This window comes from Paraburkholderia caledonica NBRC 102488 (genome assembly GCF_000685095.1).
GTDB lineage: Bacteria > Pseudomonadota > Gammaproteobacteria > Burkholderiales > Burkholderiaceae > Paraburkholderia > Paraburkholderia caledonica.
The window spans coordinates 35,860-57,506 of sequence record NZ_BAYE01000001.1 but is presented as its reverse complement, the minus strand read 5'-3'; the positions used below and the strand labels follow the sequence as shown (position 1 = coordinate 57,506).

General features: G+C 63.7%; 22 protein-coding genes and 1 tRNA gene. 12 read left to right on the top strand and 11 right to left on the bottom strand.

Features of this window, described 5'->3' with window-relative positions:
- The first annotated feature begins 8 nt into the window (after positions 1–8).
- Positions 9–2,453 (top strand): NHL repeat-containing protein, encoded by a 2,445-nt coding sequence (locus BCA01S_RS00335; RefSeq protein WP_052369391.1) that lies wholly within the window; start codon positions 9–11, stop codon positions 2,451–2,453.
- Positions 2,450–3,604, top strand: a complete 1,155-nt coding sequence (locus BCA01S_RS00330) for a glycosyltransferase family 4 protein (RefSeq protein ID WP_027775227.1) — start codon at positions 2,450–2,452, stop codon at positions 3,602–3,604. Before BCA01S_RS00335 ends, BCA01S_RS00330 begins: the two co-directional genes overlap by 4 nt.
- Before the next feature lie 118 nt (positions 3,605–3,722).
- Here the strand turns inward: BCA01S_RS00330 and BCA01S_RS00325 are convergent, their stop codons facing one another.
- Complete coding sequence (locus BCA01S_RS00325) at positions 3,723–5,180, bottom strand: oligosaccharide flippase family protein (protein ID WP_027775226.1); 1,458 nt, start codon at positions 5,178–5,180, stop codon at positions 3,723–3,725.
- Positions 5,181–5,412: 232 nt separating this feature from the next.
- Here BCA01S_RS00325 and BCA01S_RS00320 point away from each other — a divergent pair, with 232 nt between their 5' ends.
- The 6 genes from BCA01S_RS00320 (at position 5,413) to BCA01S_RS00295 (ending at position 12,297) form a co-directional block, all read left to right on the top strand.
- Positions 5,413–6,378, top strand: a complete 966-nt coding sequence (locus tag BCA01S_RS00320; protein ID WP_244145924.1) for a glycosyltransferase family 2 protein — start codon at positions 5,413–5,415, stop codon at positions 6,376–6,378.
- 146 nt (positions 6,379–6,524) lie between these two features.
- Entirely contained in the window at positions 6,525–8,414 is a 1,890-nt protein-coding gene (locus BCA01S_RS00315) for a serine aminopeptidase domain-containing protein (protein ID WP_027775224.1), read from the top strand.
- 133 nt (positions 8,415–8,547) lie between these two features.
- A complete protein-coding gene (locus tag BCA01S_RS00310; protein WP_027775223.1) occupies positions 8,548–9,417 on the top strand; it encodes a class I SAM-dependent methyltransferase in 870 nt (289 codons plus the stop codon).
- A complete protein-coding gene (locus BCA01S_RS34285; RefSeq protein WP_084166709.1) occupies positions 9,392–10,006 on the top strand; it encodes a flavin reductase family protein in 615 nt (204 codons plus the stop codon). The genes BCA01S_RS00310 and BCA01S_RS34285 overlap by 26 nt, the downstream gene beginning before the upstream one ends.
- Before the next feature lie 300 nt (positions 10,007–10,306).
- On the top strand, positions 10,307–11,047 hold the full coding sequence (locus BCA01S_RS00300; RefSeq protein WP_027775222.1) for a FadR/GntR family transcriptional regulator: 741 nt from the start codon (positions 10,307–10,309) through the stop codon (positions 11,045–11,047).
- A 272-nt stretch (positions 11,048–11,319) separates the two neighbouring features.
- Entirely contained in the window at positions 11,320–12,297 is a 978-nt protein-coding gene (locus tag BCA01S_RS00295; RefSeq protein ID WP_027775221.1) for a Gfo/Idh/MocA family protein, read from the top strand.
- A 39-nt stretch (positions 12,298–12,336) separates the two neighbouring features.
- Here BCA01S_RS00295 and BCA01S_RS00290 read toward each other — a convergent pair whose 3' ends face one another.
- From BCA01S_RS00290 to BCA01S_RS00255, 7 genes are all read right to left on the bottom strand, one after another.
- Positions 12,337–12,996 (bottom strand): amino acid ABC transporter permease, encoded by a 660-nt coding sequence (locus BCA01S_RS00290; RefSeq protein WP_027775220.1) that lies wholly within the window; start codon positions 12,994–12,996, stop codon positions 12,337–12,339.
- Positions 12,997–13,109: 113 nt separating this feature from the next.
- The gene (locus BCA01S_RS00285; protein ID WP_020065762.1) at positions 13,110–13,904 is read right to left on the bottom strand and encodes a cystine ABC transporter substrate-binding protein; all 795 of its coding nucleotides are present in this window, start codon (positions 13,902–13,904) and stop codon (positions 13,110–13,112) included.
- 144 nt (positions 13,905–14,048) lie between these two features.
- A complete protein-coding gene (locus BCA01S_RS00280) occupies positions 14,049–15,071 on the bottom strand; it encodes a quinone-dependent dihydroorotate dehydrogenase (protein WP_027775219.1) in 1,023 nt (340 codons plus the stop codon).
- A 130-nt stretch (positions 15,072–15,201) separates the two neighbouring features.
- Complete coding sequence (locus BCA01S_RS00275; protein WP_027775218.1) at positions 15,202–16,023, bottom strand: arginyltransferase; 822 nt, start codon at positions 16,021–16,023, stop codon at positions 15,202–15,204.
- Between the two features lie 163 nt (positions 16,024–16,186).
- On the bottom strand, positions 16,187–16,924 hold the full coding sequence (gene aat / locus BCA01S_RS00265; protein ID WP_027775217.1) for a leucyl/phenylalanyl-tRNA--protein transferase: 738 nt from the start codon (positions 16,922–16,924) through the stop codon (positions 16,187–16,189).
- Positions 16,925–16,933: 9 nt separating this feature from the next.
- Positions 16,934–17,479, bottom strand: coding sequence for an NUDIX hydrolase (locus BCA01S_RS00260; protein ID WP_027775216.1), 546 nt, complete (start codon positions 17,477–17,479; stop codon positions 16,934–16,936).
- 271 nt (positions 17,480–17,750) lie between these two features.
- Positions 17,751–17,827, bottom strand: a tRNA-Met gene (locus BCA01S_RS00255).
- A 265-nt stretch (positions 17,828–18,092) separates the two neighbouring features.
- Here BCA01S_RS00255 and BCA01S_RS00250 point away from each other — a divergent pair.
- Both BCA01S_RS00250 and BCA01S_RS00245 read left to right on the top strand, forming a co-directional pair.
- The gene (locus BCA01S_RS00250) at positions 18,093–18,590 is read left to right on the top strand and encodes a heme-degrading domain-containing protein (RefSeq protein ID WP_027775215.1); all 498 of its coding nucleotides are present in this window, start codon (positions 18,093–18,095) and stop codon (positions 18,588–18,590) included.
- 10 nt (positions 18,591–18,600) lie between these two features.
- A complete protein-coding gene (locus tag BCA01S_RS00245) occupies positions 18,601–18,933 on the top strand; it encodes a DMT family transporter (RefSeq protein ID WP_408254060.1) in 333 nt (110 codons plus the stop codon).
- A gap of 99 nt (positions 18,934–19,032) precedes the next feature.
- Here BCA01S_RS00245 and BCA01S_RS00240 read toward each other — a convergent pair whose 3' ends face one another.
- Positions 19,033–19,413 (bottom strand): hypothetical protein, encoded by a 381-nt coding sequence (locus BCA01S_RS00240; RefSeq protein WP_027775213.1) that lies wholly within the window; start codon positions 19,411–19,413, stop codon positions 19,033–19,035.
- Between the two features lie 48 nt (positions 19,414–19,461).
- Complete coding sequence (locus BCA01S_RS00235; protein ID WP_027775212.1) at positions 19,462–19,653, bottom strand: hypothetical protein; 192 nt, start codon at positions 19,651–19,653, stop codon at positions 19,462–19,464.
- A 162-nt stretch (positions 19,654–19,815) separates the two neighbouring features.
- On the opposite strand from BCA01S_RS00235, the gene BCA01S_RS00230 reads away from it, so the two are divergent.
- Positions 19,816–20,100: a hypothetical protein gene (locus BCA01S_RS00230; protein ID WP_027775211.1), complete on the top strand. Its 285-nt coding sequence runs from the start codon at positions 19,816–19,818 to the stop codon at positions 20,098–20,100.
- A gap of 205 nt (positions 20,101–20,305) precedes the next feature.
- Positions 20,306–20,590 (top strand): DUF1488 family protein, encoded by a 285-nt coding sequence (locus BCA01S_RS00225; RefSeq protein ID WP_027775210.1) that lies wholly within the window; start codon positions 20,306–20,308, stop codon positions 20,588–20,590.
- Here the strand turns inward: BCA01S_RS00225 and BCA01S_RS00220 are convergent.
- On the bottom strand, positions 20,550–21,548 hold the full coding sequence (locus tag BCA01S_RS00220) for an NAD-dependent epimerase/dehydratase family protein (RefSeq protein WP_027775209.1): 999 nt from the start codon (positions 21,546–21,548) through the stop codon (positions 20,550–20,552). The genes BCA01S_RS00225 and BCA01S_RS00220 overlap by 41 nt on opposite strands.
- Positions 21,549–21,647 lie beyond the last annotated feature (99 nt).

The window sequence follows — 21,647 nt, the reverse complement described above, 5'->3', positions numbered from 1 at the left end:
CGGTAACCATGCGACGCCTCACACGCAAAACATTCGAGCGGCTAGTGTGCGCGGGCGCTCTCGCGCTCCCGCTGGTCGTGCTGCTTGCGGCGGGCGAGTCGGAGCACGGCGCGGGCGGTGCCCGGTTGCCGGGCGGTGAAGTCTCTGCGGGTCAACTGGAAGCTCCGCCTGCGGCCGCAAAGATTTTGACCGAAGCCACCGAAGCGGCGGCCAGCAACCCCGCAGCCAGCGCACAGGCGACCGGTGCGGATCATTCGCCATCCTATGTAACTTCATGGATCGGCAATACATGGGGCTACGGGGATCAGCGCTGGATGCAGATCGACATCCAGGCGATCGCCGTCACGCCGCAAGGCGACGTCTTCACCAATGCACCATGGGACGAGGGCGGTGGCGAACTCGGTCAGTACCGCAATGGCGAGCTGCTCCGTCACGGTGGCGAGACGCATGGCTGGGGAATGATGGGTGGCGACGCGATTGCCGCGAACGACGAGTATGTGTACGTCGCACAAACCATGGTCAGCCTCGGCAACGAAACCGCGAAGCACAGACCGTCGCCACGCGAGGGGGAAGTGTGGACCGGTATCTCGCGCCGCAGCCGCGCGGACATTCGCGACGGCGTACCGTTCGCGGGGCAGGTGAAGTTCCCCCCCGGCAGCCGCCTGGCGTACCTGCTGATAGCCACTTATTCCGCTAAGGCCGACTACGCGATTCGTGGTCTGGCCGCGGACGACACGCGGCTCTTTGTCTCGAACGTGCTCGAGAACCGGGTGCAGGTGTTCGACGCGCAGACCATGCAGGCAATCGGCGCATTCCCGGTGCGTGAGCCGGGCCGCCTTGCGCTCGCGCCCGACGGTTCGTTATGGATCCTGGAGAACAGCCTCACAGACGGCGCGCAACGCGTCGTGCACCATGCGCGCAATGGGGCAGTCATCAGCGAATTGCCGTTGCCTGAAGGCGTCGTGCCGGCGGATCTGACCGTCGACGCACGCGGACGCCTGTTGATCGCGGACAACGGCATGCGCCAGCACATCCTGATCTTTACCGGCGACGCGAACGCACGGACTAGCACGTCGGCGGCCAATACGCAGCAGGGTACGGCCATGAAATTGACGGCCAGCTTCGGGGAAAAAGGCGGTATCTACGCGGGGCGCGCGGGCGCGCCGGGGCCCCGGCGTTTCAACGGTCTGACTGGCGTTGGCGTGGATCGCGCGGGCAACATTTATGTGTCGATGAACGGTGCCGGTCCGCGCCCCTACGGCACCGGACCGAGCACCTACGACGGCGCGCTGCTCGAAAGCTATACGCCCGATGGACGGCAGCGCTTCAGCCTGCAAGGGCTGCTGTTCGTCGACGGCGCGCAGTTCGTCGACGGCAATCCGCCGTCCGTGTACAGCGGCAGCAAGCGCTTCACGCTGGATCTCACGCGCACGCCGGGCAACGAGTGGTCGTATGCGGGTTATACCGCCGACCGTTTCCGCTACCCGTACGATCCGTACTTTCATCTGTACCTGGGCGGCCAGCGGGGTATGCCGATGGTGCGCGACATCGACGGGCATCGGCTGCTGTACACCACCGACATGTATTCGTCGTATCTGCGCGTCTATCGTTTCGCCGAAGATCGCGAGACGGCGATTCCGTCGGGGCTGTTCGCGCAATCGCACATAGACGGTCCGTGGCCGCGCAATCAGCCGGCGCGCGGTGAGTGGATCTGGCGCGACGTGACGGGCGCGGGTGACTTCTCCCGTGCTGCTTTCGATCAGAGCAGCAACGGCGCCGATGCGCCTGCAATGCGAGGCTGGTGGGTGGATAGTCGCGGCGACGTCTGGCAGGGCACCGAGGCGGCCGGCATTCGCTGCTTCCCGCTGCAAGGATTCGACCGCGTCGGCAATCCGGTCTACCGTTACGCGGCGATGCGGCAATACCCAGTGCCTGCGCCGTTTTACCGCGTCGCTCGGCTCAACTATTTTACCGAAGACGACACACTGTTCGTCTCCGGCTCGACGCGCGCGCGGCCGTTTGTTCAGGACAACTGGAATAGTGCGGGTTCACAGCTTGCCCGCTACGACCACTGGAAAACCGGCAAGCCGGTGCTGCGCTATTTGATCGATCTGCCGGACCGCGGTCCGCCCGAATGGCTTTCGGTCAACGGCTTTGCGGTGGCGGGCGACTACATCTTTGCCGTCGAAACGCGCAGCGCAGCCGTGCGGATTTATGACCGCGCGAGCGGGCGCGAAGCGGGCCGTCTGACACCGGGCAAGGAAGTCGGCGCGGCGAGCGGCTGGGCCGACGTGCCGATGCCCGTCACCGCGCATCGTCTCGCGTCGGGCGAATACCTGGTATTCGTCGAAGAAGACGCGCACGGCAAGGCATTGATGTACCGGTTCACGCCGTCAAAGGCCGCGCTCGCGGCTGCTCATCGCAACTCTATCGACGTTGCAGGAAAATCATGAAAATCATCCATCTCGCCAATCACGCGCTGAATGTGGGCAACGGCATCGTCAATGTAATGGTCGATCTCGCGTGCATGCAGGCGCGCGCCGGACACGACGTGACGGTGGCCTCGGGAGGCGGCGGATTCGAGGAACTGCTCGCGCGGCACGGTGTGCGTCATGTGCTATTGCCGCAATCGCCGCGACCTTTGCGCGTGCCGGCGATGGTCGCGCGCTTCAACAGGCTGGTATCGCAGATCGACCCTGACGTCGTGCATGCACACATGATGACGGGCGCGCTGATCGCGCGCTTTGGCGTGCCTCGGCGACGCTTCGTGCTGATTACAACGGTGCACAACGAATTTCAGAAGAGCGCGACGATGATGCGTGTCGGCGACCGCGTTGTCGCTGTCAGCGAAGCGGTATCTGCCGCGATGGAGCGGCGCGGTATTCCGAAGTCGCGCCTGAGCGTCGTGCGTAACGGTGCGCTCGGAACGCCGCGGCTCGCCGACGCGATCGCGCCGCGCTTACCTTTACTGACTCATCCGTGCGTCGTGACGCTCGCCGGCATGTATGAACGCAAGGGTATCCGCGACCTGTTGCACGCGTTTGCCGCGCTGCGCGAGCGCGTGCCCGGCGCGATGCTGTATCTCGTGGGCGAAGGCCCCGACCGCGCCGCGATGGAGCAACTCGCGTCGCAACTCGGCCTCGGGCGGCATGCGCGCTTCGAAGGTTTCGTTGCCGATCCGCGGGCTTATCTCGCGCAGGCCGATGTGTTTGTGCTGGCCTCGCACAACGAACCGGCGGGCCTCGTGCTGTGCGAGGCGCGCGAGCAGGGATGCGCAATCGTCGCGACGCGCGTGGGCGGCATTCCGGAGATGCTCGACGGCGGCGAGGCGGGTGTGCTCGTGCCGCCGCATGATCCGGTGACGCTGGCAAACGCGCTTGAGCGGCTTCTCACCGATCCGGCGAGGCGCGCCGAATTGGCCGCACGGGCGGTGCAGGATCTCGAGAAGTTCAGCGTGCAGCGCGTGAGCGACGGCTATCTGGCGATCTACGAACGCACGCTTGCGAGTTGCCAGCCACGCCGCTTCGCCACCATTGCCACGCGCGATATCGACGCCGCTCGCGTCGGCATGGCGGAAAGTGTGAGCCACTCGGCGCCGCTGTAAGCGCGGCGTTGCGCACACAGCGGGCGTATTTTTCAACGGGTCCGCGTGACTTCGTAGGTGCAACGTCCACGAATGATCCGTGGACCTGAGCGATATGTCGTGAAGGTGTGATCAGACTTCAGCTTGCGGATAAAGTCAGCCTGGTCCAGAGCTTGTACACGAGGCCGCGCAATTCACTGGAGCCATGCAGCGACAGAGCCAGATTCGCGCACACCAGCACGAGCGCGGCGGCAATCAGTGAGGACGGCGCGCTGATCGACTCGGCGAGCGCGAGTGCCACCAGCAAAAACGCGAGATGCACCACCATATTGCGCACGATGGAGCCCACGTGCAGCCGGGCGAAGTGAAGCAGCACGCCGTAGTCGAACAGCGCCTTCGACACCACCACGACCGCCGCGCCCATGATGCCGAACCAGTGGATGCCACACCACAGCGCGCCGGCGAACACAGGCAGTTGCGCCCAACTCACACCCGCGATAGCGGCGGGACTGGTCTGCGCCTGGATGAGTATGCCGAGAATGCCCGCCTGCCCGCCGAGCCACACGGCGAGTATCAGCACGCAGGCGACGGGCGCCGCAGCGGCCACCGTCGGCCCGAGCCACACGACAAGGAAGGGCTTGAGCGCAAACATTGCGACGATCAGGCAAGGCGTGAATGCGCCGTTCAACAATGCGAGCGCGCTATGCGCGATCGCGTCCGCGTCCGCGCGCGACACGGCGGATAAACGCGGGAACAGTGTGCGCACCATCGCGACAGGCAGCAGGTTCAGACGCGTGATCAGGTTCTGCGGCGTCGCATAGTAAGTCACGAAGCTCGCGCCGAGCAGCGCGCCGACCAGCACGCGGTCGAGTGTCGATGCGATCATGCCGGCGCCGGAAAAGAGCAGCATCCAGCGGCCGTAACGAAAGAGTTCGGCCATCACACGCCATTGCGGCATACGCACGCGTCGAATGCCGATCGCACGAAACGCCGCGGCACCGAGCATCAGACCGGCGAAGAGCCGTGCGAGAACCGCGGCCGGAATGACCACGGCAAGCGATGGCGAGAAGCAGAAGATCGCCGCGAGCGGCAACAACTGGAAGAGCGCGGTGCCAAGCGTCTGATTAACGTTGAAGCTCGCGAAGCGTTCGACTCCATTGATCGCGCCCGCGAACACCCATGACACATTGGCAATGGGGACGGCCACCGCAATCCACGGCAGGCTCGCCATCACCTCGCGCTGGAATTCCGGCTCGATCTTCACACCATGCGTGATGTAGACGACCGTGCCCGCGTAAATGATGAGCCCGCCCACGATGCCGGTGCCGAGGTTCATGAACCACGCGCTCCAGAAGATGCGTTCGAGGGAGTCGTCGTTAGCGGCGCGCGCTTTGGAGATCTGATTTTCGGTGGCGAGGCTAGTGCCGAGATCCAGTACGCTGAAGTAGCCGATCAGCGTCCACACCAGATTGATGACGCCATAGCGTTCCACGCCCATCAGATGGATATAGGCGGGCACCGTGACGAGGGAAATGAACGTCGGAGCAATCGCTCCTGCAAAGTTGATGACGATGTTCCTGACGATACTTCTTTCCATGGTGCGCTGTCCGCGGGAATGTCGTGCAATGGTGCGGTTGGTGCAGGGCGTTGTCGGTGCGCAGCCGCACCCACGAGCGCGTCCCGCACGAGGGCGTCGGCTTGTCGCTGGCTTGCATAGTGCGCTTGCGCGCCGCTTGCGTGTGTGGCGGGGCGTACAGATGGGCGCTCTACGTCGCGGTTAAATCAGCTTCGACCGCATACGGCCGGTGAACGGGCATCGCGAGGACAGCGTGAAGGAATCGAAAGAATTGAACCCGCGGCTCATCTCGATCTGCATACCGACCTGCAATCGACCGGGTCTGCTCGAGGAAGCGATTGAAAGTTGCGAGGCGCAGACATACGGCGAGTTCGAAATCGTGATCGGCGACGATTCGAGCGACGAGCGCACGGCGCAGATGGTCAAGCGTTGCCGGGCTCGCGCGAGGCATCCGATCCGCTACGAACGCAACCGCCCGAGGCTTGGGCAGGCATCCAATGTGAACCGCCTTTTCGCTCGCGCGCGCGGCGCGCGGCTCGTGTTGCTGCACGACGACGATCTGCTTGAACCGCATGCGCTGAGTACGCTCGATGCGTGCTGGCGCACTGATCCGCAATTGACCGCCGCATTCGGCAAACAGCGCGTGATCGCCGACGACGGCACGCCACGGCCGGAAGCCACCGCGCGGCTCAATCGCGACTACCGCCGCGTGCCTGAGCGTGCGGGGCGGCTCACCGTGCCCGCGCTCGCCGGCATCGACCAGATGTTCCCGAACAACGGCTATCTGGTGGATACGCTGGCCGCTCGACGTGTCGGTTATCGGCTCGCGGCGCAAGTGGGCGAAGCCTGCGACTTCGATTTCGGTTTGCGCTTGTGCGTACAGGCGGCAGCCGTCTGCTTCGTCGACGAGTTCGTTTCCATTTCGCGCGAGACGGCCTTGTCGATCTCGACGCATGCGTTGCCCGCGATGCACGCGTTCGCGCAGTTGTGCGCGAGCGATGTGCCCGCTGCCGCACATGCCGCGCGCGACGATGCGCTGCGGCGCGTCGCACCGCGCGCCGCTTCCGCGTATGCGCGCGCCGGTGACGCGCGCGCCGCGTGGCGCGTTCTGCTGTCGAAACATTACGCGTTGCGCGACCGGCTGCGCGCGCGCTTCTTGTACCACCTGCTGCTTGCCACACGCTCGACGCTTGGCGCCCGCATGCCGCCTGGCGGTTGAGTCGGCAGCCTGGCGGCACGACGCGTGTGGGTTGCGTATTGCAGAGCGGCAGAAGCAATGCAGCCCGCGGCAGTGTGGCGGGGCGTACAGAGGCGAGGGGCGGGCTTTGCTGTAATGTCCGAAAGAAGACTTGTGAGGAGCGTAGCGTGAGGCCAGTAGTGTTCGATGGCCAGTTCGGCTGGTTGCATCCCGCAGCCGGGCCGCATGGCGTGGTGCTCTGCTACCCATTCGGCTACGACGCGCTTTGCACCTACCGTGGCATGCGCCGGCTCGCCGAGCGCCTCGCGATGCGCGGCGTGCCGGTACTGCGCTTCGACTATCCGGGCACGGGTGACTCCGCAGGCGATGCAAGCGAGCCGGGCCTCTGGCGCGCGTGGATCGACAGCATCAGGAAGGCCGTGGCGTTGCTGCGGCAATCGACGGGCATCGAGCACGTGAGCTTGTGCGGCTTGCGGCTGGGCGGCACACTCGCCGCGCTTGCCGCTCAGGAACTGGGCGACGTCGACGGTCTCGTGCTGCTCTCGCCCGTGCTGTCCGGCAAAAATTATCAGCGTGAGTTGCGTGCCGGATATCGTCAATGGCTGTCGATGCCCGCGGCAATGGATTGCACGCCCGAGCCGGACACCGACGAGTACGTCGTGGCGTACGGCTTTCGCCTCTATCGCGAAACCATCGAAAGCTTGCATGCGGTCGACTTGCGGCGCGATGCGCCGTCACCCGCGAGGCGCGTGCTGGTACTCGATTCGCTGGACGCTGCACGCGTCGATGCACTCGTCACGCATTATCGGGAGCAGGGCGTCGAGGTCGAGCGCCAGGGCTTCGACGAATACAGCAAGTTCATGATGGAGGCGCTCGACAGCGAGATACCGCACGCGGCGTTCGAGTCGGTCGAGAACTGGCTGGCGGGAGATTCGACAGGCAGCCCTGCAGCGGTGTCGAGCGGGAGTGCATACGCAGGCGATGCCGAAGGCCACATCGTCGAAGCGGGCGTGACCGAAACGCCCGTGTCGATCGACAACGGCAGACTATTCGGCATCTACTGCGTGCCTCATGCTCATTCAGCGACGAGCGGCGGCGCAAGCGCCCCCGCGGTGCTGATAGTCAACACGGGCGCGGTGTCCAGAATCGGCAACGCGCGGCTCGGCGTGCGTTTTGCGCGGCGTCTCGCACGGCAAGGTATTGCCTCGCTTCGCGTCGATCTCGGCGGACTCGGCGACAGTCAGCCTTCGCTCGATGCGGTCACGCTCGACGCGCTATACGCGCAGAACGGCGTTGACGATGCCGCCTGCGCCGCACGCTGGCTGACGGCGCGTGGCCACCGCGGTGCGGTGCTGCTTGGCATCTGCGCGGGCGCCTACGTCGGTCTTCATGCCGCATCGCGCGAGCCCGCGGTGACGGGCGCGATGCTCGTCAACCTGCAGAAATTCATGTGGCGCAATATCTGCGATGAAAACGGCAAGCCGACCGTGCGAGTCGCGGCGATCGGCTCTACGCGCAGCTATCTTCGCTCGATGTGCGAGCCGCGCAAATGGCTGCGCGTCGTTAAAGGGCAGACGGGCGGCTGGCCCGTTGCGCGCGAACTGGCGACCCGTGTTGCAGCGCTTTTACGAGCGACGCTTGCCGATCGTATCGAGCGAATTACAGGACTGCAGCTTGGCGCGAACGAGGAGCGTCGTCCGTTTGCGGCGCTCGACGCGCGAGGCGTCGAGACGCGCCTTCTTTATGGCGTGCTGGACGAAGGTGTTGAAGAACTCGAGAAATATTTCGGAGTGCGTGGCATCAGATTGAAGCGATTGAACCACGTTCGCGTGCTCTTTTGCGAGCGCACCGACCACGCCATTCTGTCCGCGAGCGCGCAGGAAAACGTGATGTCGCATTTCGAGGACTTCTATCGCAGCCAGTTTGGCGAGAAGTCTGGTGCCGCCAGGCTCGAAGCCGGCGAAACTGTCGCGACGCATTGCAGCGGGCCCCGTACGCGCGCGGCGCAATGGCTCGTCAAGCATGCGCGTGCATTTCGCCTGACCGGAGAAGCGTGATGAAACTCGTGGGACAGCGTGCCACTCGCCTCGGCGTTCACGGCGCGGCGTCCCGATCTGCTCGCCAGTGCGCCGTCTGGCAAGCCGACCTTCATCACTTTTGCGGCGCACTCCGATACGCTGGAGGAGTGCCGTGAATACACAATCCGACCTCGACCGCATCAATCGCGTGGCGTGGAATTCGCGCGACGCGGCGCGCGTTTTCGCCGCCGGCAAGACCTTCTCCGACGCCGGCGAGGAGGCGGCGTTCCAGTGGCTCGCGCCGCGCTGCGCAGCAACACCGTTGCTCGACATCGGCATTGGCACCGGGCGCACCATTGCGTTGATGCTGGCAATCTCGAACGACTACACCGGCGTCGACTACACGCCAAAGCTGCTGGAAATTGCGAGGTCGCGCTATCCCGGCCGCGACTTGCGCCATATGGATGCGCGCGACATGTCGGAGCTGCCGTCGAATCATTACGGGCTGGCTGCGTTTAGCTGGAACGGTATCGACTGCGTGGACTACGACGGTCGCGTGAAGATCCTCGAAGAAATGAATCGCGTGGTGCGGCCGGGCGGTTATGTTCTGTTCTCGTCGCACAATCGCGGCGGCCCCGGTTATCGCGAGAACATCTGGCAACTGCTGCCGCAGTTCACCTCCAATCCGCTCAAACTCGGCTGGCGCACGCTGCGTTCAATTCGCCGCTTCCAGCTCGGCACGTTGAATTACGTGCGTAACGTGAAGCTGAACCACGACTACGGTGGTTACTCGGTCAAGACAGCGGCGGCTCACAACTTCGGCATTGTGATCGTCTATACCACGCTTCGCGAACAGCGCCGGCAACTCGCGCAGGTGGGCTTGCAGTGCAATGCGGTGTTCGGCAGTTGCGACGGCCGGCGCATTCCGGACGACGTAGAGGACAGCGACGCCTGGTGGTTTCACTTCATCGCGCACAAGCCGCTTGACGCATATCGCTTCGGTCAGGAGAGCGGCCATGCACGCCGACGCACTTCGGCTTGACGAGCCGCGCGCAGCAGGCGCGGATTTCGACGAGCGCGGCTTTCGCCACGCGCTCGGGCGCTTCGCGACCGGCGTCGTCGTGATCTCAACCGGCAGCGGCGAACACCTGCACGCGATGACTGCGAACGCCTTCATGTCGGGTTCGCTCAGGCCGCCGCTGATCGTGGTGTCGGTCGGACAGCGCGCGCGCATGCACGAGCGTCTGATGGGCTGCGCGGTGTTCGGTGTGAGCGTGTTGTCGGACGCCCAGGAGGCGCACAGCCGCCACTTCGCGGGCGAGCCGCAGAGCCGGCTTGCGCCGCGCTTTGCCGGCGTCGACGGACTTGCGGACGTAGTGCTTCTCGAACATGCGGCAGCCCGCTTCGCAGCGCGCGTAGTGGACCGGCATCCGTGCGGCGACCACACGTTGTTCGTCGGCGAGGTGTTGGTGTTTTCGCTTGGCGAACACGCACCGCTCGTTTTCTTCGGCGGTCGCTATGGGTCCGTTGCCGGTTCGCGACTTGCGACACCGACAGCGGCACATGCATTGCCCGCATCCGCGCACTGCGAACACGTTGAACCCGGGTCCACCGTATGCGGAAAGCCATGACTGATTCGAGACCATTTCGGTTCAGACAATTTGTCGCTCAACGTGCGTCGTCGCACGATGCAAAGTCGAGGCCGCAGGCATGCTTGAAACGCAAGCTTGTGGCCCTTTGGCACGTAGCGCGTTACATGGAAGAAACAATTCTTCAGAGGGATAACCCTGTCAGGAAGTGTCCCAACTGGCGTAACCGTTGTGAAGCTAGCAACGTATCGTGGATGAACACCACGTGACGATAAAACACACAAAGAACGTCGGTTTATCAACAGGCTACGCGGGGGCGAACACCGCTTCGGGGAGAGGGTCATGGAACAGGGAAACAAAGATCGATCACTGGTCAGCAAGGTGATGGACGGGCTCGTCACGGGCATCGTCGAGGAGAAGTACGGCGCGATACTGCCGCCGCAAGACGTGCTGTCGAAGGAGTTCGACGTGAGCCGCACCGTCATGCGCGAGGCGCTGTCGATGCTGCTCGCGCGCGACATGCTCGATGTGCGGCCGAAGATCGGCACGCGCATCCGGCCGATGAGCGACTGGCGCATGATCGACGAAGACGTCGTGAACTGGCGTTTTCGCGCGAAGCCCGATCCAGTGTTTCTGCGCGACGTGATCGAGTTTCGCATTCTGATCGAGCCGCGGGCGTCGGCGCAGGCTGCGGCGCGCGGCAGCGCCGCCGACATCGCTGCGGTGCGCGACGCGTTCGAGGCGTTTCGCGTGATCCGTCCGGCCGAACCGGGGTATCAGGAAGCCGACGAACTCTTTCATACGCGCATCGTCGTCGCGAGCGGGAATCAGTTCTTCAAGCAGATGGCAGCGATCATTCGCGGGGCGCTGTCGACGGGCGACCCGATCGTCAACGAGCGGGAAGGGATGTGGGAAAGCGCAGTGAATTCGCACCGGCGCGTGGTCGAAGCGATAGAGCGGCGCGATCCGAAAGAAGCCGAGCTCGCGTCGATGGCGATGATCGACTTCACGACCGAAGAGATCGCCGGCACCTTCGCCGCAGCGCCGCCGGTCCCGCCTGCGCATGGCGGAAACGCGGGATAACGCCGAGCCGACGTGTGGCTCCTGGCGCTGCTGCGCGCGTAGCCGCAGCGGCGCGCCGATTGGCTGACGGTCAGGCTTGCAGCGTCACCGGCGCGTTGCGTTTCCCTAAGTCGACACACCTGCGGGCGGCATGCGCGACAATAGCGCCTTGCTCTTAACCGCAGGGACGCCAGGTGATCGTGACAAACGCTGTGATCAACGCGGGCACACATGCCCCGGCAAACGCCGCCACTAACGCCACCACCCAGGCCACCACAGACGCAACGCAAGCCATCCCATCGGACGGCACGATCCGTTGGGGAATCGTCGGTACGGGCCGCATTGCGCGCCGGTTCGCTCAAGGGCTCGCGTATGTGCCCGACGCGCGCCTTGCGGCGTTGTGGTCGCGCCGTGCCGGGCCGGCGCAGGCTTTCGCCGACGAATTCGGCGGCCGGCTCTGCGCGAGCTTCGATGCGCTGCTCGCCAGCGGGATCGACGCGCTCTATGTCGCGACCGTTCAGGACAGCCACGCTGATTACGCCATCGCGGCACTGCAAGCCGGCCTGCACGTGCTGTGCGAAAAGCCCGCCGCGATCAACAGGCCACAACTCGAGCGCATTCAGGACGCCGCGCGTCGCGAGAAACGCCTTTTCATGGAAGCGATGAAGCCGCCGTTCTATCCGTTGTACAGAAAGTTGCAGGCGCATCTAAAAGACGATCCGATTGGCGAAGTCGGGCTCGTGCGGGCAGGCTGTTCGGTGCCGGGCGTGCCCGGCGATCATCCTTCGCTGTCGTTCGAGCATGCGGGCGGCGCGCTGCTCGATATCGGCATCTACGAGATGTTTCTCGCCGTCGACTGGCTGGGCGCGCCGCTCGACGTGCAAACGCTCGGGCGCCTCGGTGCGACCGGCGTCGATACGTTCGCGAGCCTGAACAGCCAGCATGAGCGCGGCATCGCGCAACTCTTCTGCGGCCTCGATCTGCACGGCAAGGGCGACGCGCTACTGATGGCGAAGAGCGGGCACGTGACGATTCACGAACCGTGGTGGAATCCGTCGCGCGCGACCGTCCGCTACGCCGACGGTCGCGTGATCGAGCTCGAAGAACCGTTCGAAGGCGGCGGCCTGAACTACGAGACCGCGCATTTCTGCGAGCTGATCCGGGCGGGACAGATCGAGAGCCCGGTAATGCCGCACAGCAAGTCGTTGCAGATGATCGCGATGGCTGATGCGGCGCGCGCAGCCTTAGGGCTTAGATTTGCGGGCGAATGACGCCGGCTGCACGCTCGGTGTCGGATGCCCGCCAAGTGCTCAGTGCCTGGAGGGCAAGGCGAGCCGCCGTTCATACCAGCGCTGCAGCAGTTCGAGTATCTGGCATAGCACCCAGTAGACTGCTGCTGCCGCAAGATAGAGCGGCAGTGGCTGATACGTGGATGCGATGATTTCCTGCGCGCTACGCAGCAGTTCGGTCACCGTAATCACGGAGACCAAAGAAGTATCCTTGATCAGGCTGATCAAGCTGTTCGACAGGCTCGGCACCGCAATGCGCAGAGCTTGCGGCGCGATCACGTAGCGCAGCGTCTGGCGCCGCGAGAGTCCGAGACTGTAGGCGGCGAGCCATTGCCCCTGGTGAATACCGAGGATTGCGCCGCGCATGCTTTCCGACAGATACGCGGCCACGTTTGCCGACAGCGCGATCACGCCGGCCGGCGTTGGGTCGAGCGAAATGCCGAAGCTCGGCAAGCCATAATAGATCACGAAGATCTGCACGAGCAGCGGCGTGCCGCGCATCACGCTCACGTAAATGCGTGCAATCCAGTTCAATGTGCGACTGTGGCTCACGCCCATCAGCGCAAGCACGGCGCCTGCGATCAGGCCGAAGAACATCGACAGAACTGCGAACTTGACCGTGAGGACAGCGCCCTGCGCGAGCACAGGAAGCGATTGAACGAGCAGGGAAGTGGTGGACATGAGGGGTGCTCGGTTTGGCGCGCGAGACGCACATCGCCCGGACCGGGCGCGTGCTGCAACAGTGCGAAGGGCGGCATTCGGGAGATGCCGCCCTTCGTTTCATGCAGAGCCGGTTACTTGATCGGCTTGCTCACGTCGATGCCGAACCACTTGTCCGAAATCTTCGCGAACGTGCCGTCTGCTTCGAGCTGCGTCATCGCGTCGTCGATTGCTTTGGCGAACTTCGGATTGTTCTTTTTGAACGGAATGCCCGACGGGTTGCCCGCGCCGACATTCGCGCCGGTGCGCAGCGGCAACTGCGAATTCTTCAACAGATACGCGAGCATCAGACGGTCGTTGAGCGCCGCGTCGAGACGGCCCGCCGCCAGATCTCGCAGATATTCGGGTGCGCCCGGGTACGTTTTCACGTCGATGCCCGGCACCGACTTCGCCATGTCCATGTAGTTGGTGCCAAGGCCGACGCCGAGCTTCTTGCCCTTCAGATCGTCGAGCGACTTGAACTGACGCGTGTCGTCCTTACGCTGGATCAGCTGGGCGGCCGAGTAGGTATAAGCGGGCGAGAAATCGAGCGCCTGCTTGCGCGCATCCGTAATCCCGACCTGGTTGACGATCACGTCGAACTTGCCGGCCTGAAGACCCGCAATGATGCCGCTCCATTCGGTCGTGACGAATTCCGGCTTCACGCCGAGCTTCGCCGCCACTGCTTTGGCGATGTCGACGTCATAGCCGACCAGTTCGCCCGACGGCGCTTTTGAATTGAACGGAGGGAATGTGCCTTCGAGGCCGATGCGCAGCGTGCCGCGTTGCTTGACCTGATCCAGCAGGTCGTCGGCATGGGCCGTGACCGCGGTGAACGAAGCGCCGATCAGAGCGGCGACGAAAATTTTCTTCAACAACCCGAGTTGCATTGTGTTCCTTTTTGTTCGTATGTCGTTTTAGCGGACGAAAGCTTAACAAAGCAGACTGCCGAACGCTAAATACCGTTTGTTCATGCCTGTATTACCCGCTCGCCGCATGCCTGGGTTCGCGTACCTGGGTTCGCGTGCCTCGAGTCAGCGAAGCGCCTGCACGCATTCGGCGACGAGCGTCGGTCCCCGATAGATGAAGCCGGTATAAAGCTGAACGAGCGAGGCGCCGGCGGCGAGCTTCGCGCGCGCATCGTCGCCGGAGAAGATCCCGCCCACGCCGATGATCGGCACTGCCTCACCGACTTCGGCGCGCAGCTTGCGGATCACTTCGTTCGACGCGTCGAACACCGGCTTGCCCGACAGGCCGCCGGCTTCGTCGCCGTATTGCATGCCTGCGACGGCGGTGCGCGACAGCGTGGTGTTGGTCGCGATCACGCCTTCGAAGCGGTGGCGCAACAACGTGTCGGCGATGGACTTGATCTGCTCGTCGTCGAGATCGGGTGCGATCTTCAACGCGAGCGGCACCAGCTTGCCGTGCATGTCGGCGAGACGCTGCTGCTTGTCCTTGAGCGCCGCGAGCAGCGCGTCGAGTTCGCCCGCGCCTTGCAACTGGCGCAGGTTCTTCGTATTCGGCGACGAAATGTTGACCGTCACGTAGCTCGCGAACGGATAGACGCGTTCGAGGCAATACAGATAGTCTTCAGCGGCGCGCTCGATCGGCGTGTCGGCGTTCTTGCCGATGTTCAGGCCGAGAATGCCGCGATAGCGCGCGGCCTGCACGTTTTTCACGAACTGGTCGACGCCCGCGTTGTTAAAGCCCATGCGGTTGATCACGGCGTTCGCCTCGGGCAGACGGAACATGCGCGGCCGCGGATTGCCGGGCTGCGCGCGCGGCGTGACCGTGCCCACTTCGATGAAGCCGAAGCCGAGCGCGGCGAGCCCGTCGATCGACGCGCCGTCCTTGTCGAGCCCTGCTGCAAGCCCCACGGGATTGCGGAACGTCAGCCCCATCACCGTGCGCGGGGCGTCCGGCACGCGCGCGGCGAGCGCGCCGGCGAGGCCGGTGCGGCCCGCGGCGCCGAGAACACGCAAAGTCAGGTGATGAGCGTCTTCCGCGTCCATGCGAAAGAGTTGGGCGCGTATGAGCGGATAGAGGGAACTGAACACAGGACGGAGCCGGGCGGCCAAAAAATGGGAACCCGCTATTTTACCGGCTTTGCGGTGTCAATGAGATATGGCGGGGCAGGGGTCGCGCTCGCTGCTTAAGTCCGCAGCTAAGGCCGCGGAAAGTCTGCAGCTAAGGCAGCAGCGGCCCGCGTTTGCCCCTCGACGCCGCGTCGACCTGCGGAAGATCTGCGCCTGCGGGATCGAGCACGCGCCATACGCCGTCGATCAGACCTTCGAGCGGCCGGAAGTTGGCCTTGTAGGCCATCTTCGGACTCTCGCGGATCCAGTACCCGAGGTACACATACGGCAACTTCAGGCTGCGCGCCTGCTCGATCTGCCAGTAGATGTTGTACGTGCCGAAGCTCGTATGCGGCAGTCCCGGCTCGAAGAACGTGTACACGGACGAGAGCCCGTCGCCGAGAATGTCGATCATGCTGATCATGCGCAGAAGACCGGGCGATTCGGGATCGCCCGGCAGCGGTTCCCGGAATTCGACGAGTCGCGAGTTGATCCGGCTTTGCAGCAGAAACTGTTCGTACTGGTCGCGGCTGTCGCGGTCCATGCCGCCGCCCGCATGCCGCGCCGACTGATAGCGCATATAGAGCGCGTAGTGTTCCTCGTCGTAGTGAAGCGGCGCGACGGTGGCGATCATGCCGCCATGCTTTTTCCAGACGCGCCGCTGGGTGCGGTTCGGCTCGAACCTGTCGACCGGCACGCGCACCGGCACGCATGCGCGGCAACCGTCGCAATAAGGACGATAAGTGAACACGCCCGAACGCCGGAAGCCCGCCTTGACGAGGTCCGTATAGACGTCCGAGTTGATCAGGTGACTGGGCGTCGCGACTTGCGAGCGCGCGATACGCCCGTCGAGATAACTGCAGGGATAGGGCGCCGTTGCATAAAATTGCAGCGCCGAAAGCGGAGAAAGAGGCAGCTCGTTAGGATGAGTCACGTTGGCAGCTCTCGAAGCATCTCTGGTAATGCAAACCCGGCGTGCGTTGCAACTTGTCTTGCAGAGCGTGTTGCAGCTCATTGCGCAGCTCGTTGTGCGGCTCATTGTGCAGCACGTGATCCGCGCGTTTCGTTGAACGGATCCGGATTCGGCCTGATTCTTCCTACGCCGCTTGCGCGAGCACATCGAGCAACACGGTCTTGTCGAAGCGCCAGGCAATGCGCGGTGCGTCGACAGACGCGCGAACATGAGCGATGAATGCTTTGCGCGCTATCTCGCGACCGCCGAGCGACGCCAGATGCGACGTGTTCTGCTGGCAGTCTATCATTTCTATTTCGTGACGGCGCAAGTGCCCGACAAGCGCGGCCAGTGCCATTTTCGAGGCGTCCGTGACGTTGGCGAACATGGATTCGCCGAAGAACATCTTGCCGAACGAGACACCGTACAAGCCGCCCACGCGCTCGCCTTCGAACCATGTTTCGATGCTGTGCGCGTCTCCCACGCGATGCAGCGACGAATAGGCTTCTACCACGTCGGCAGTAATCCAGGTGCCGCGCTGGCCACGCCGCGGCGCCTCTGCGCAGGCGCGCATCACGGCAGCGAAATCCTGGTCGACGCGGATTTCCCACGCGTCGTCGCGCAGCACGCGCTTGAGCGTTTTACGCAGCGACGGCGACACCTTGAACTCGGCCGGGCGCAGGACCATGCGAGGATCGGGGCTCCACCACAACACGGGCTGGCCGTCCGAATACCACGGGAAAATGCCGTGACGGTATGCGTCGATCAGGCGTGACGGCAGCAGATCGCCGCTTGCGGCAAGCAAGCCGGGTGCGCCGCTTGCCGCACCGAGCGCGCGCTCGACGGGCGGAAACGGATCGTCGGGTCCGAGCCAGGGAACCATGCGTACCGCTCAGCCTTCGCGCAGCGAGCGGAAGATGTCGCCCGTATGCAGGCCGAAGCTGCCGGCCGCGCGGTCGGCGAAAAAGAAGCGCAGCGTTTGTCCGACAGTGGGAAACGCAATCTCGTCCCACGGAATGTCGCTTTCTTCGAAGAGCTTCACTTCGAGACTCTCCTCGCCCGCGGCAATGTCCAGATCGAGCAGGCGCGCCATGTAAAAGAGATGCACCTGATGCACATGCGGCACGTTCAGCAGCGAGAAGAGGCTCTGTACCTCGACGCGCGCGCCGGCTTCTTCGAGCGTTTCGCGCGAAGCGGCTTCGGCCGTTGTCTCGCCCATTTCCATGAAACCTGCAGGCAGCGTCCAGTAGCCGTAGCGCGGTTCGATCGCGCGGCGGCATAGCAGCACCTTGTCGTCCCAGACCGGAACGGTGCCGACGACGTTGCGCGGATTCTGATAGTGCACCGTGCCGCAACTGCCGCATACGAAGCGCTCGCGGTTGTCGCCCGGCGGAATGCTCAGGCTGACGCCGTGGCCGCAGACAGAACAGAATTTCATAGGAAGGGCACGAGAAAGAGTGCTAGGAGTTTATCACTGGGGCGGCGTTTTACCGTGGGCAGAGATGGTGACGCGTGATGGGGCGGCGCTGGCAAGCGGAAGGGGTGAATGGGCGTACGTGCGCTTATGTGTGACCATGCGTGCGCTTGACGACCCAGCTCATGGAGCATCGACCCATGCCAGAAATATCGACGTGAAAAAATGGCCGCGCAAACAAAAAAGACCTGCCGGTTTGGCAAGCCTTCAATGTTGTTTTCGACGTTCCAACTTTTGGTTGCGGGGGTAGGATTTGAACCTACGACCTTCGGGTTATGAGCCCGACGAGCTGCCAGACTGCTCCACCCCGCGTCCGTCGAAGAAAAGATTATAGACCAGATCAGGGGCCGATGCAATAGTCGATGCGATAGTCGTTTAACAGGCGCCTTTCGGCGAAACGTCGCGCGATGCGTGGGCGGCGTCGCATCGCGCCAGGCCGCTGCAAGACGCTGCGCTAGAATCGGAAATTCCCGGCGCGCCGTCACGCCTTTTGCGTGGGACTCACGACGAATCCACACACAGTCGGTCGCGAATGCACGACGACAAGCCCGCACTCACACTTTGCTCCCGGAACTTCATGGACATCGCTCACGACCTGCAGATCATTGCCGCTCAGGAACACGCGCTCGTGTTCCCCCAATTCGATGCTGACCGCGCATGGCAAATCGGCGCCTATCTGCATGAGGTCGCGAAAGCGCGTGGCATTCCTGCCGCCATCGACGTGCGCACGTTCGGTCAGCCTCTGTTCTTCAGCCTGCTCGACGGCGCGACGCCGGACAACGTCGATTGGGCACGCCGCAAGGGCAACACGGTCGCGCATTTCCGGCGCAGCTCGTATGCGATCGGCCTGAAAATGCAGCAGGCCGGAAGCACGCTCGCGGACAAGCACGGTCTGCCTGCCACCGAATATGCATCGCACGGCGGCGCGTTTCCGTTGACGGTCGCGGGCGCGGGCGTGATCGGTTCGGTCACGGTGTCCGGACTGCCCCAGCGTGCCGATCATGAGTTCGTAGTGGAAGCCCTTTGCGCGCACCTCGGTCACGACTACAGCAAGCTCGCGCTTGCAAAGGTCTGAGCCGATGCGGCTGCCGCCTTATGCATTGCTTGGTATCGCGATCGTGGCCGAGGTGATTGCCACTACCGCCATGCGAGCGTCGGACGGTTTCTCGCGGCTCGTGCCGTCGTCGGTGGTGGTACTCGGCTACGGAGTCGCCTTCTACTGCCTGTCGCTAACGCTCAGGAGCATTCCGGTCGGCATCGTCTACGCCGTGTGGTCGGGCGCGGGCATCGTGCTGATTACGCTTGTTGCGCTGCTGCTCTATGGGCAGGTGCCCGATGTGCCGGCCGTCATCGGGCTCGGGCTGATCATTGCCGGAGTCGCCGTGCTGAACATGTTCTCGAAGATGCAGGCGCATTGAAGCGCAAGCCCGAGTCACCGCGAAGGCTCTGGCTGCATCCGTTGTACATGCGATCGAGCTTTGCCGGGGCTTGCTGGTGACGTCGGCTCTTGTCGGCTCTTACTTGCAGCGCACGATCATCGAGCGGTTCTTGACGTTGGCCGACACGACGTTCGTCACGCTGCCGCCCGCGGTCCCGCCTTCGTCGTTGTCTTTCGACACGATGTCATAGCCGGTCGCGCCGCACGCCTTGCCCGCCTGCACATAGCATGAGGCCCAGCTCGAACCGGCGTCGGCACCGCTGCAATTGACGGCGAAGCCGGTCTGGCCGTTCGGCAGATTGATGAGCGACGTCGTGTTCGACGACGCACACCCCGCCAGGCCCGCGCCCAGCGCAACTGCCACTGGCAATGCAAGAACAAGGGACGTGTGGCGCAGCAGAGCCCGCGCGTTGCCACGCGGTGAATGACTTCGGCCCGGCCGTTGCGTCATGAGATGCATCGTGATTATTTCCTTTGATCGGTTGGCTTGCTACGCGCAGGCGCAAGCTCAGGGCGTTTCGACAGTAATGCCCGCCGCGCTGACGAGGCGGCGGCTTTCGGCGCCGCTTTCAGTGGCCGCGTCTTCCCAGATGCTGATGGCTTTCGCGATGTCGATATCATGGCTTTCGGCATACGCAAACCATTTGTTCGCCGCATCCGGCTCGGGCAGTTCGTGATCGTGCAGAAAATATTTTCCCATATTGCGCTCGCTGAACTCGAAATGGAGGCACTGAGACAGCACGGAACGTGCCGTAAAGTCGGTTCGACCTGACGGATTCGACAGGTGCAACCGTGAAAACGTACAGAACTTATTCGATCGTCGCGCGCCTTACCTGATCTATCGCAAACGAGGAGAACGAACATGGCTGAACGGGTCAGCGGCCCTTACCGCGGCTACTACATCAGTGCCGCCGCGCGCCTCGTGCCGGCGTCCAGCGACGAGGGCACGGGCGGCACGGGCGGCACCGCCGGCACCTACGTCGGCTCGGTCAGCCTGGCCCAGCTTGGTCCGGACGATGCACACCGGATCGAGACGCTGCTGGATCTCGGCGATCAGCAACGGTTCGGCAGCGAAGAAGAGGCGCTCGCCTACGTTGAACAGGCCGCGCGCAATTACGTCGACCGTCTGCTGGGAGGCAAGTCATGAGCGGCGAACGTCTGCTTCGAGGCAAGTAATGAGGTCGCCTGACGAGCAAGCCCGCACTCGAACTCATGCCGACGCATCTCGCGATTCCTGCGCCTCGGCGGGGTGGACCTCGGTCCGGCCGCGCGAGTACCATATTCAGGTCGTCCGGGGCCGGCCGGTTCTCGCGGGCTCCGGTTGTGTGCCGGATACTTCTGATGAGGCGACCATGGAAATCAGGTTTCCCGCGAGCGCGCCAGCCTACCGCGATTCCAATCTGACCGTTGTCTTTCCCGCGCTGGTGGACGGTGAGCCCGTGCCGTGCGCAATCTCTGTCGAGGCGCTAGAAGATCACTTCGGCGCACATTCCGAAGACCTGGAAGGCTGGATGCGCGCATTCGACGCCGGACGCCCGCGCATAGAAGCCGTGGCGCGCGAGCACTTGCAGATCAGTAACGGCACGCCTGTGCTGCTCAAGAGCGGGCACTTTCCGCCGGGGAACGCGGCTCGCTAGGTTGAGCAGAACCGAGCGCGGCGGCCATGCACTGGCGGATACCTTCTTCGTAAGACGTCTTCGCGATCGGACCGATCAGCTTCGTCAACGCAGAGTCGTCGAGCACGATCGGTTCGGTCATCAGGTAATTCATCTCGACCAGCTCACGCATCAGCGGATTGAAGAGGCCGAGCACGCGCAGCATCGTCTTTCCGGCCACCATCAATCTCGGCTGGCCGCCTGCCAGTGCATAAGCCTGTCGTGCCACTTCGCGCTGCGTGATGGTGCCCGCGCCGGCAAGGTGCCACCAGCGCCCATACGCTTCGGGCGTGCGCGTAAGCGTCTCGACCACCGCTCCGATATCCGGCAGATAAATGAATTCATGCGGCACATCCACGGGGCCGATCATCTGCGCGCGCTGTCCATTTGCGGCAGCTTCGAATACGCCGTTGAGCAGACTGCGCTCGATGCCCGGGCCGTAGAAATCCGGTAGCCGCAGAACCAGCGTCGACAGTCCGTTTTTCCCGTGCGCCTGCAACACCAGATTTTCCTGGGCAAGCCGCATTTTTCCTTTGAACGTGTGCGGCTCGCGAGGATGGTCCTCAGCGATCGGATTGCTGCCCGCACGACCGTAGGGATAGACGGTGCCGATCAGAACGAAGCGTTCCACGCCCGCTGCCGTGATGCCTGCGAGCGTTTTCTGCATTAGCGGCGGGTGTTCGGCGAAGCGGTCGTAGGGCACGCCGACCAGATAGACGACGCTCTGCAGCCCCTGCGCCGCGACGCTGATCGAAGCGGGATCGTCCGGATTCCACGTGACGATCTCCGCGTGCGGATCGTGGCCGAAAGCGGCGACCAGCGCTTCCCGCGACCGCCCGACTACGCGGTAGTCGCGGCCTGCCGCGCCAAGCGATGCCGCGATGATCCGGCCGGCGGCGCCGGCGGCTCCGAACAAGCCTACCTTTCCTTCGTTGTGCATGACGGTACCTTTCAGGTGACGCGGCGCGCCTCGATGCACGCCAGCTGTTGAGCGGTCAATGTTTTGTGAACAGTGTTCAGTGAACGGTGTTCAGTTTAA

What these genes read in the sequence shown, in the direction of transcription:
- aat (WP_027775217.1), bottom strand. Translation starts at nt 16,924, where the DNA reads ATGGTTCCCTGGCTCGGACCCGACGATCCGTTTCCGCCCGTCGAGCGC.
- BCA01S_RS00290 (WP_027775220.1), bottom strand. Translation starts at nt 12,996, where the DNA reads ATGTCCACCACTTCCCTGCTCGTTCAATCGCTTCCTGTGCTCGCGCAG.
- BCA01S_RS34285 (WP_084166709.1), top strand. Translation starts at nt 9,392, where the DNA reads ATGCACGCCGACGCACTTCGGCTTGACGAGCCGCGCGCAGCAGGCGCG.
- BCA01S_RS00235 (WP_027775212.1), bottom strand. Translation starts at nt 19,653, where the DNA reads ATGGGAAAATATTTTCTGCACGATCACGAACTGCCCGAGCCGGATGCG.
- BCA01S_RS00325 (WP_027775226.1), bottom strand. Translation starts at nt 5,180, where the DNA reads ATGGAAAGAAGTATCGTCAGGAACATCGTCATCAACTTTGCAGGAGCG.
- BCA01S_RS00300 (WP_027775222.1), top strand. Translation starts at nt 10,307, where the DNA reads ATGGAACAGGGAAACAAAGATCGATCACTGGTCAGCAAGGTGATGGAC.
- BCA01S_RS00230 (WP_027775211.1), top strand. Translation starts at nt 19,816, where the DNA reads ATGGCTGAACGGGTCAGCGGCCCTTACCGCGGCTACTACATCAGTGCC.
- BCA01S_RS00330 (WP_027775227.1), top strand. Translation starts at nt 2,450, where the DNA reads ATGAAAATCATCCATCTCGCCAATCACGCGCTGAATGTGGGCAACGGC.
- BCA01S_RS00285 (WP_020065762.1), bottom strand. Translation starts at nt 13,904, where the DNA reads ATGCAACTCGGGTTGTTGAAGAAAATTTTCGTCGCCGCTCTGATCGGC.
- BCA01S_RS00220 (WP_027775209.1), bottom strand. Translation starts at nt 21,548, where the DNA reads ATGCACAACGAAGGAAAGGTAGGCTTGTTCGGAGCCGCCGGCGCCGCC.
- BCA01S_RS00260 (WP_027775216.1), bottom strand. Translation starts at nt 17,479, where the DNA reads ATGAAATTCTGTTCTGTCTGCGGCCACGGCGTCAGCCTGAGCATTCCG.
- BCA01S_RS00240 (WP_027775213.1), bottom strand. Translation starts at nt 19,413, where the DNA reads ATGCATCTCATGACGCAACGGCCGGGCCGAAGTCATTCACCGCGTGGC.
- BCA01S_RS00225 (WP_027775210.1), top strand. Translation starts at nt 20,306, where the DNA reads ATGGAAATCAGGTTTCCCGCGAGCGCGCCAGCCTACCGCGATTCCAAT.
- BCA01S_RS00335 (WP_052369391.1), top strand. Translation starts at nt 9, where the DNA reads ATGCGACGCCTCACACGCAAAACATTCGAGCGGCTAGTGTGCGCGGGC.
- BCA01S_RS00250 (WP_027775215.1), top strand. Translation starts at nt 18,093, where the DNA reads ATGGACATCGCTCACGACCTGCAGATCATTGCCGCTCAGGAACACGCG.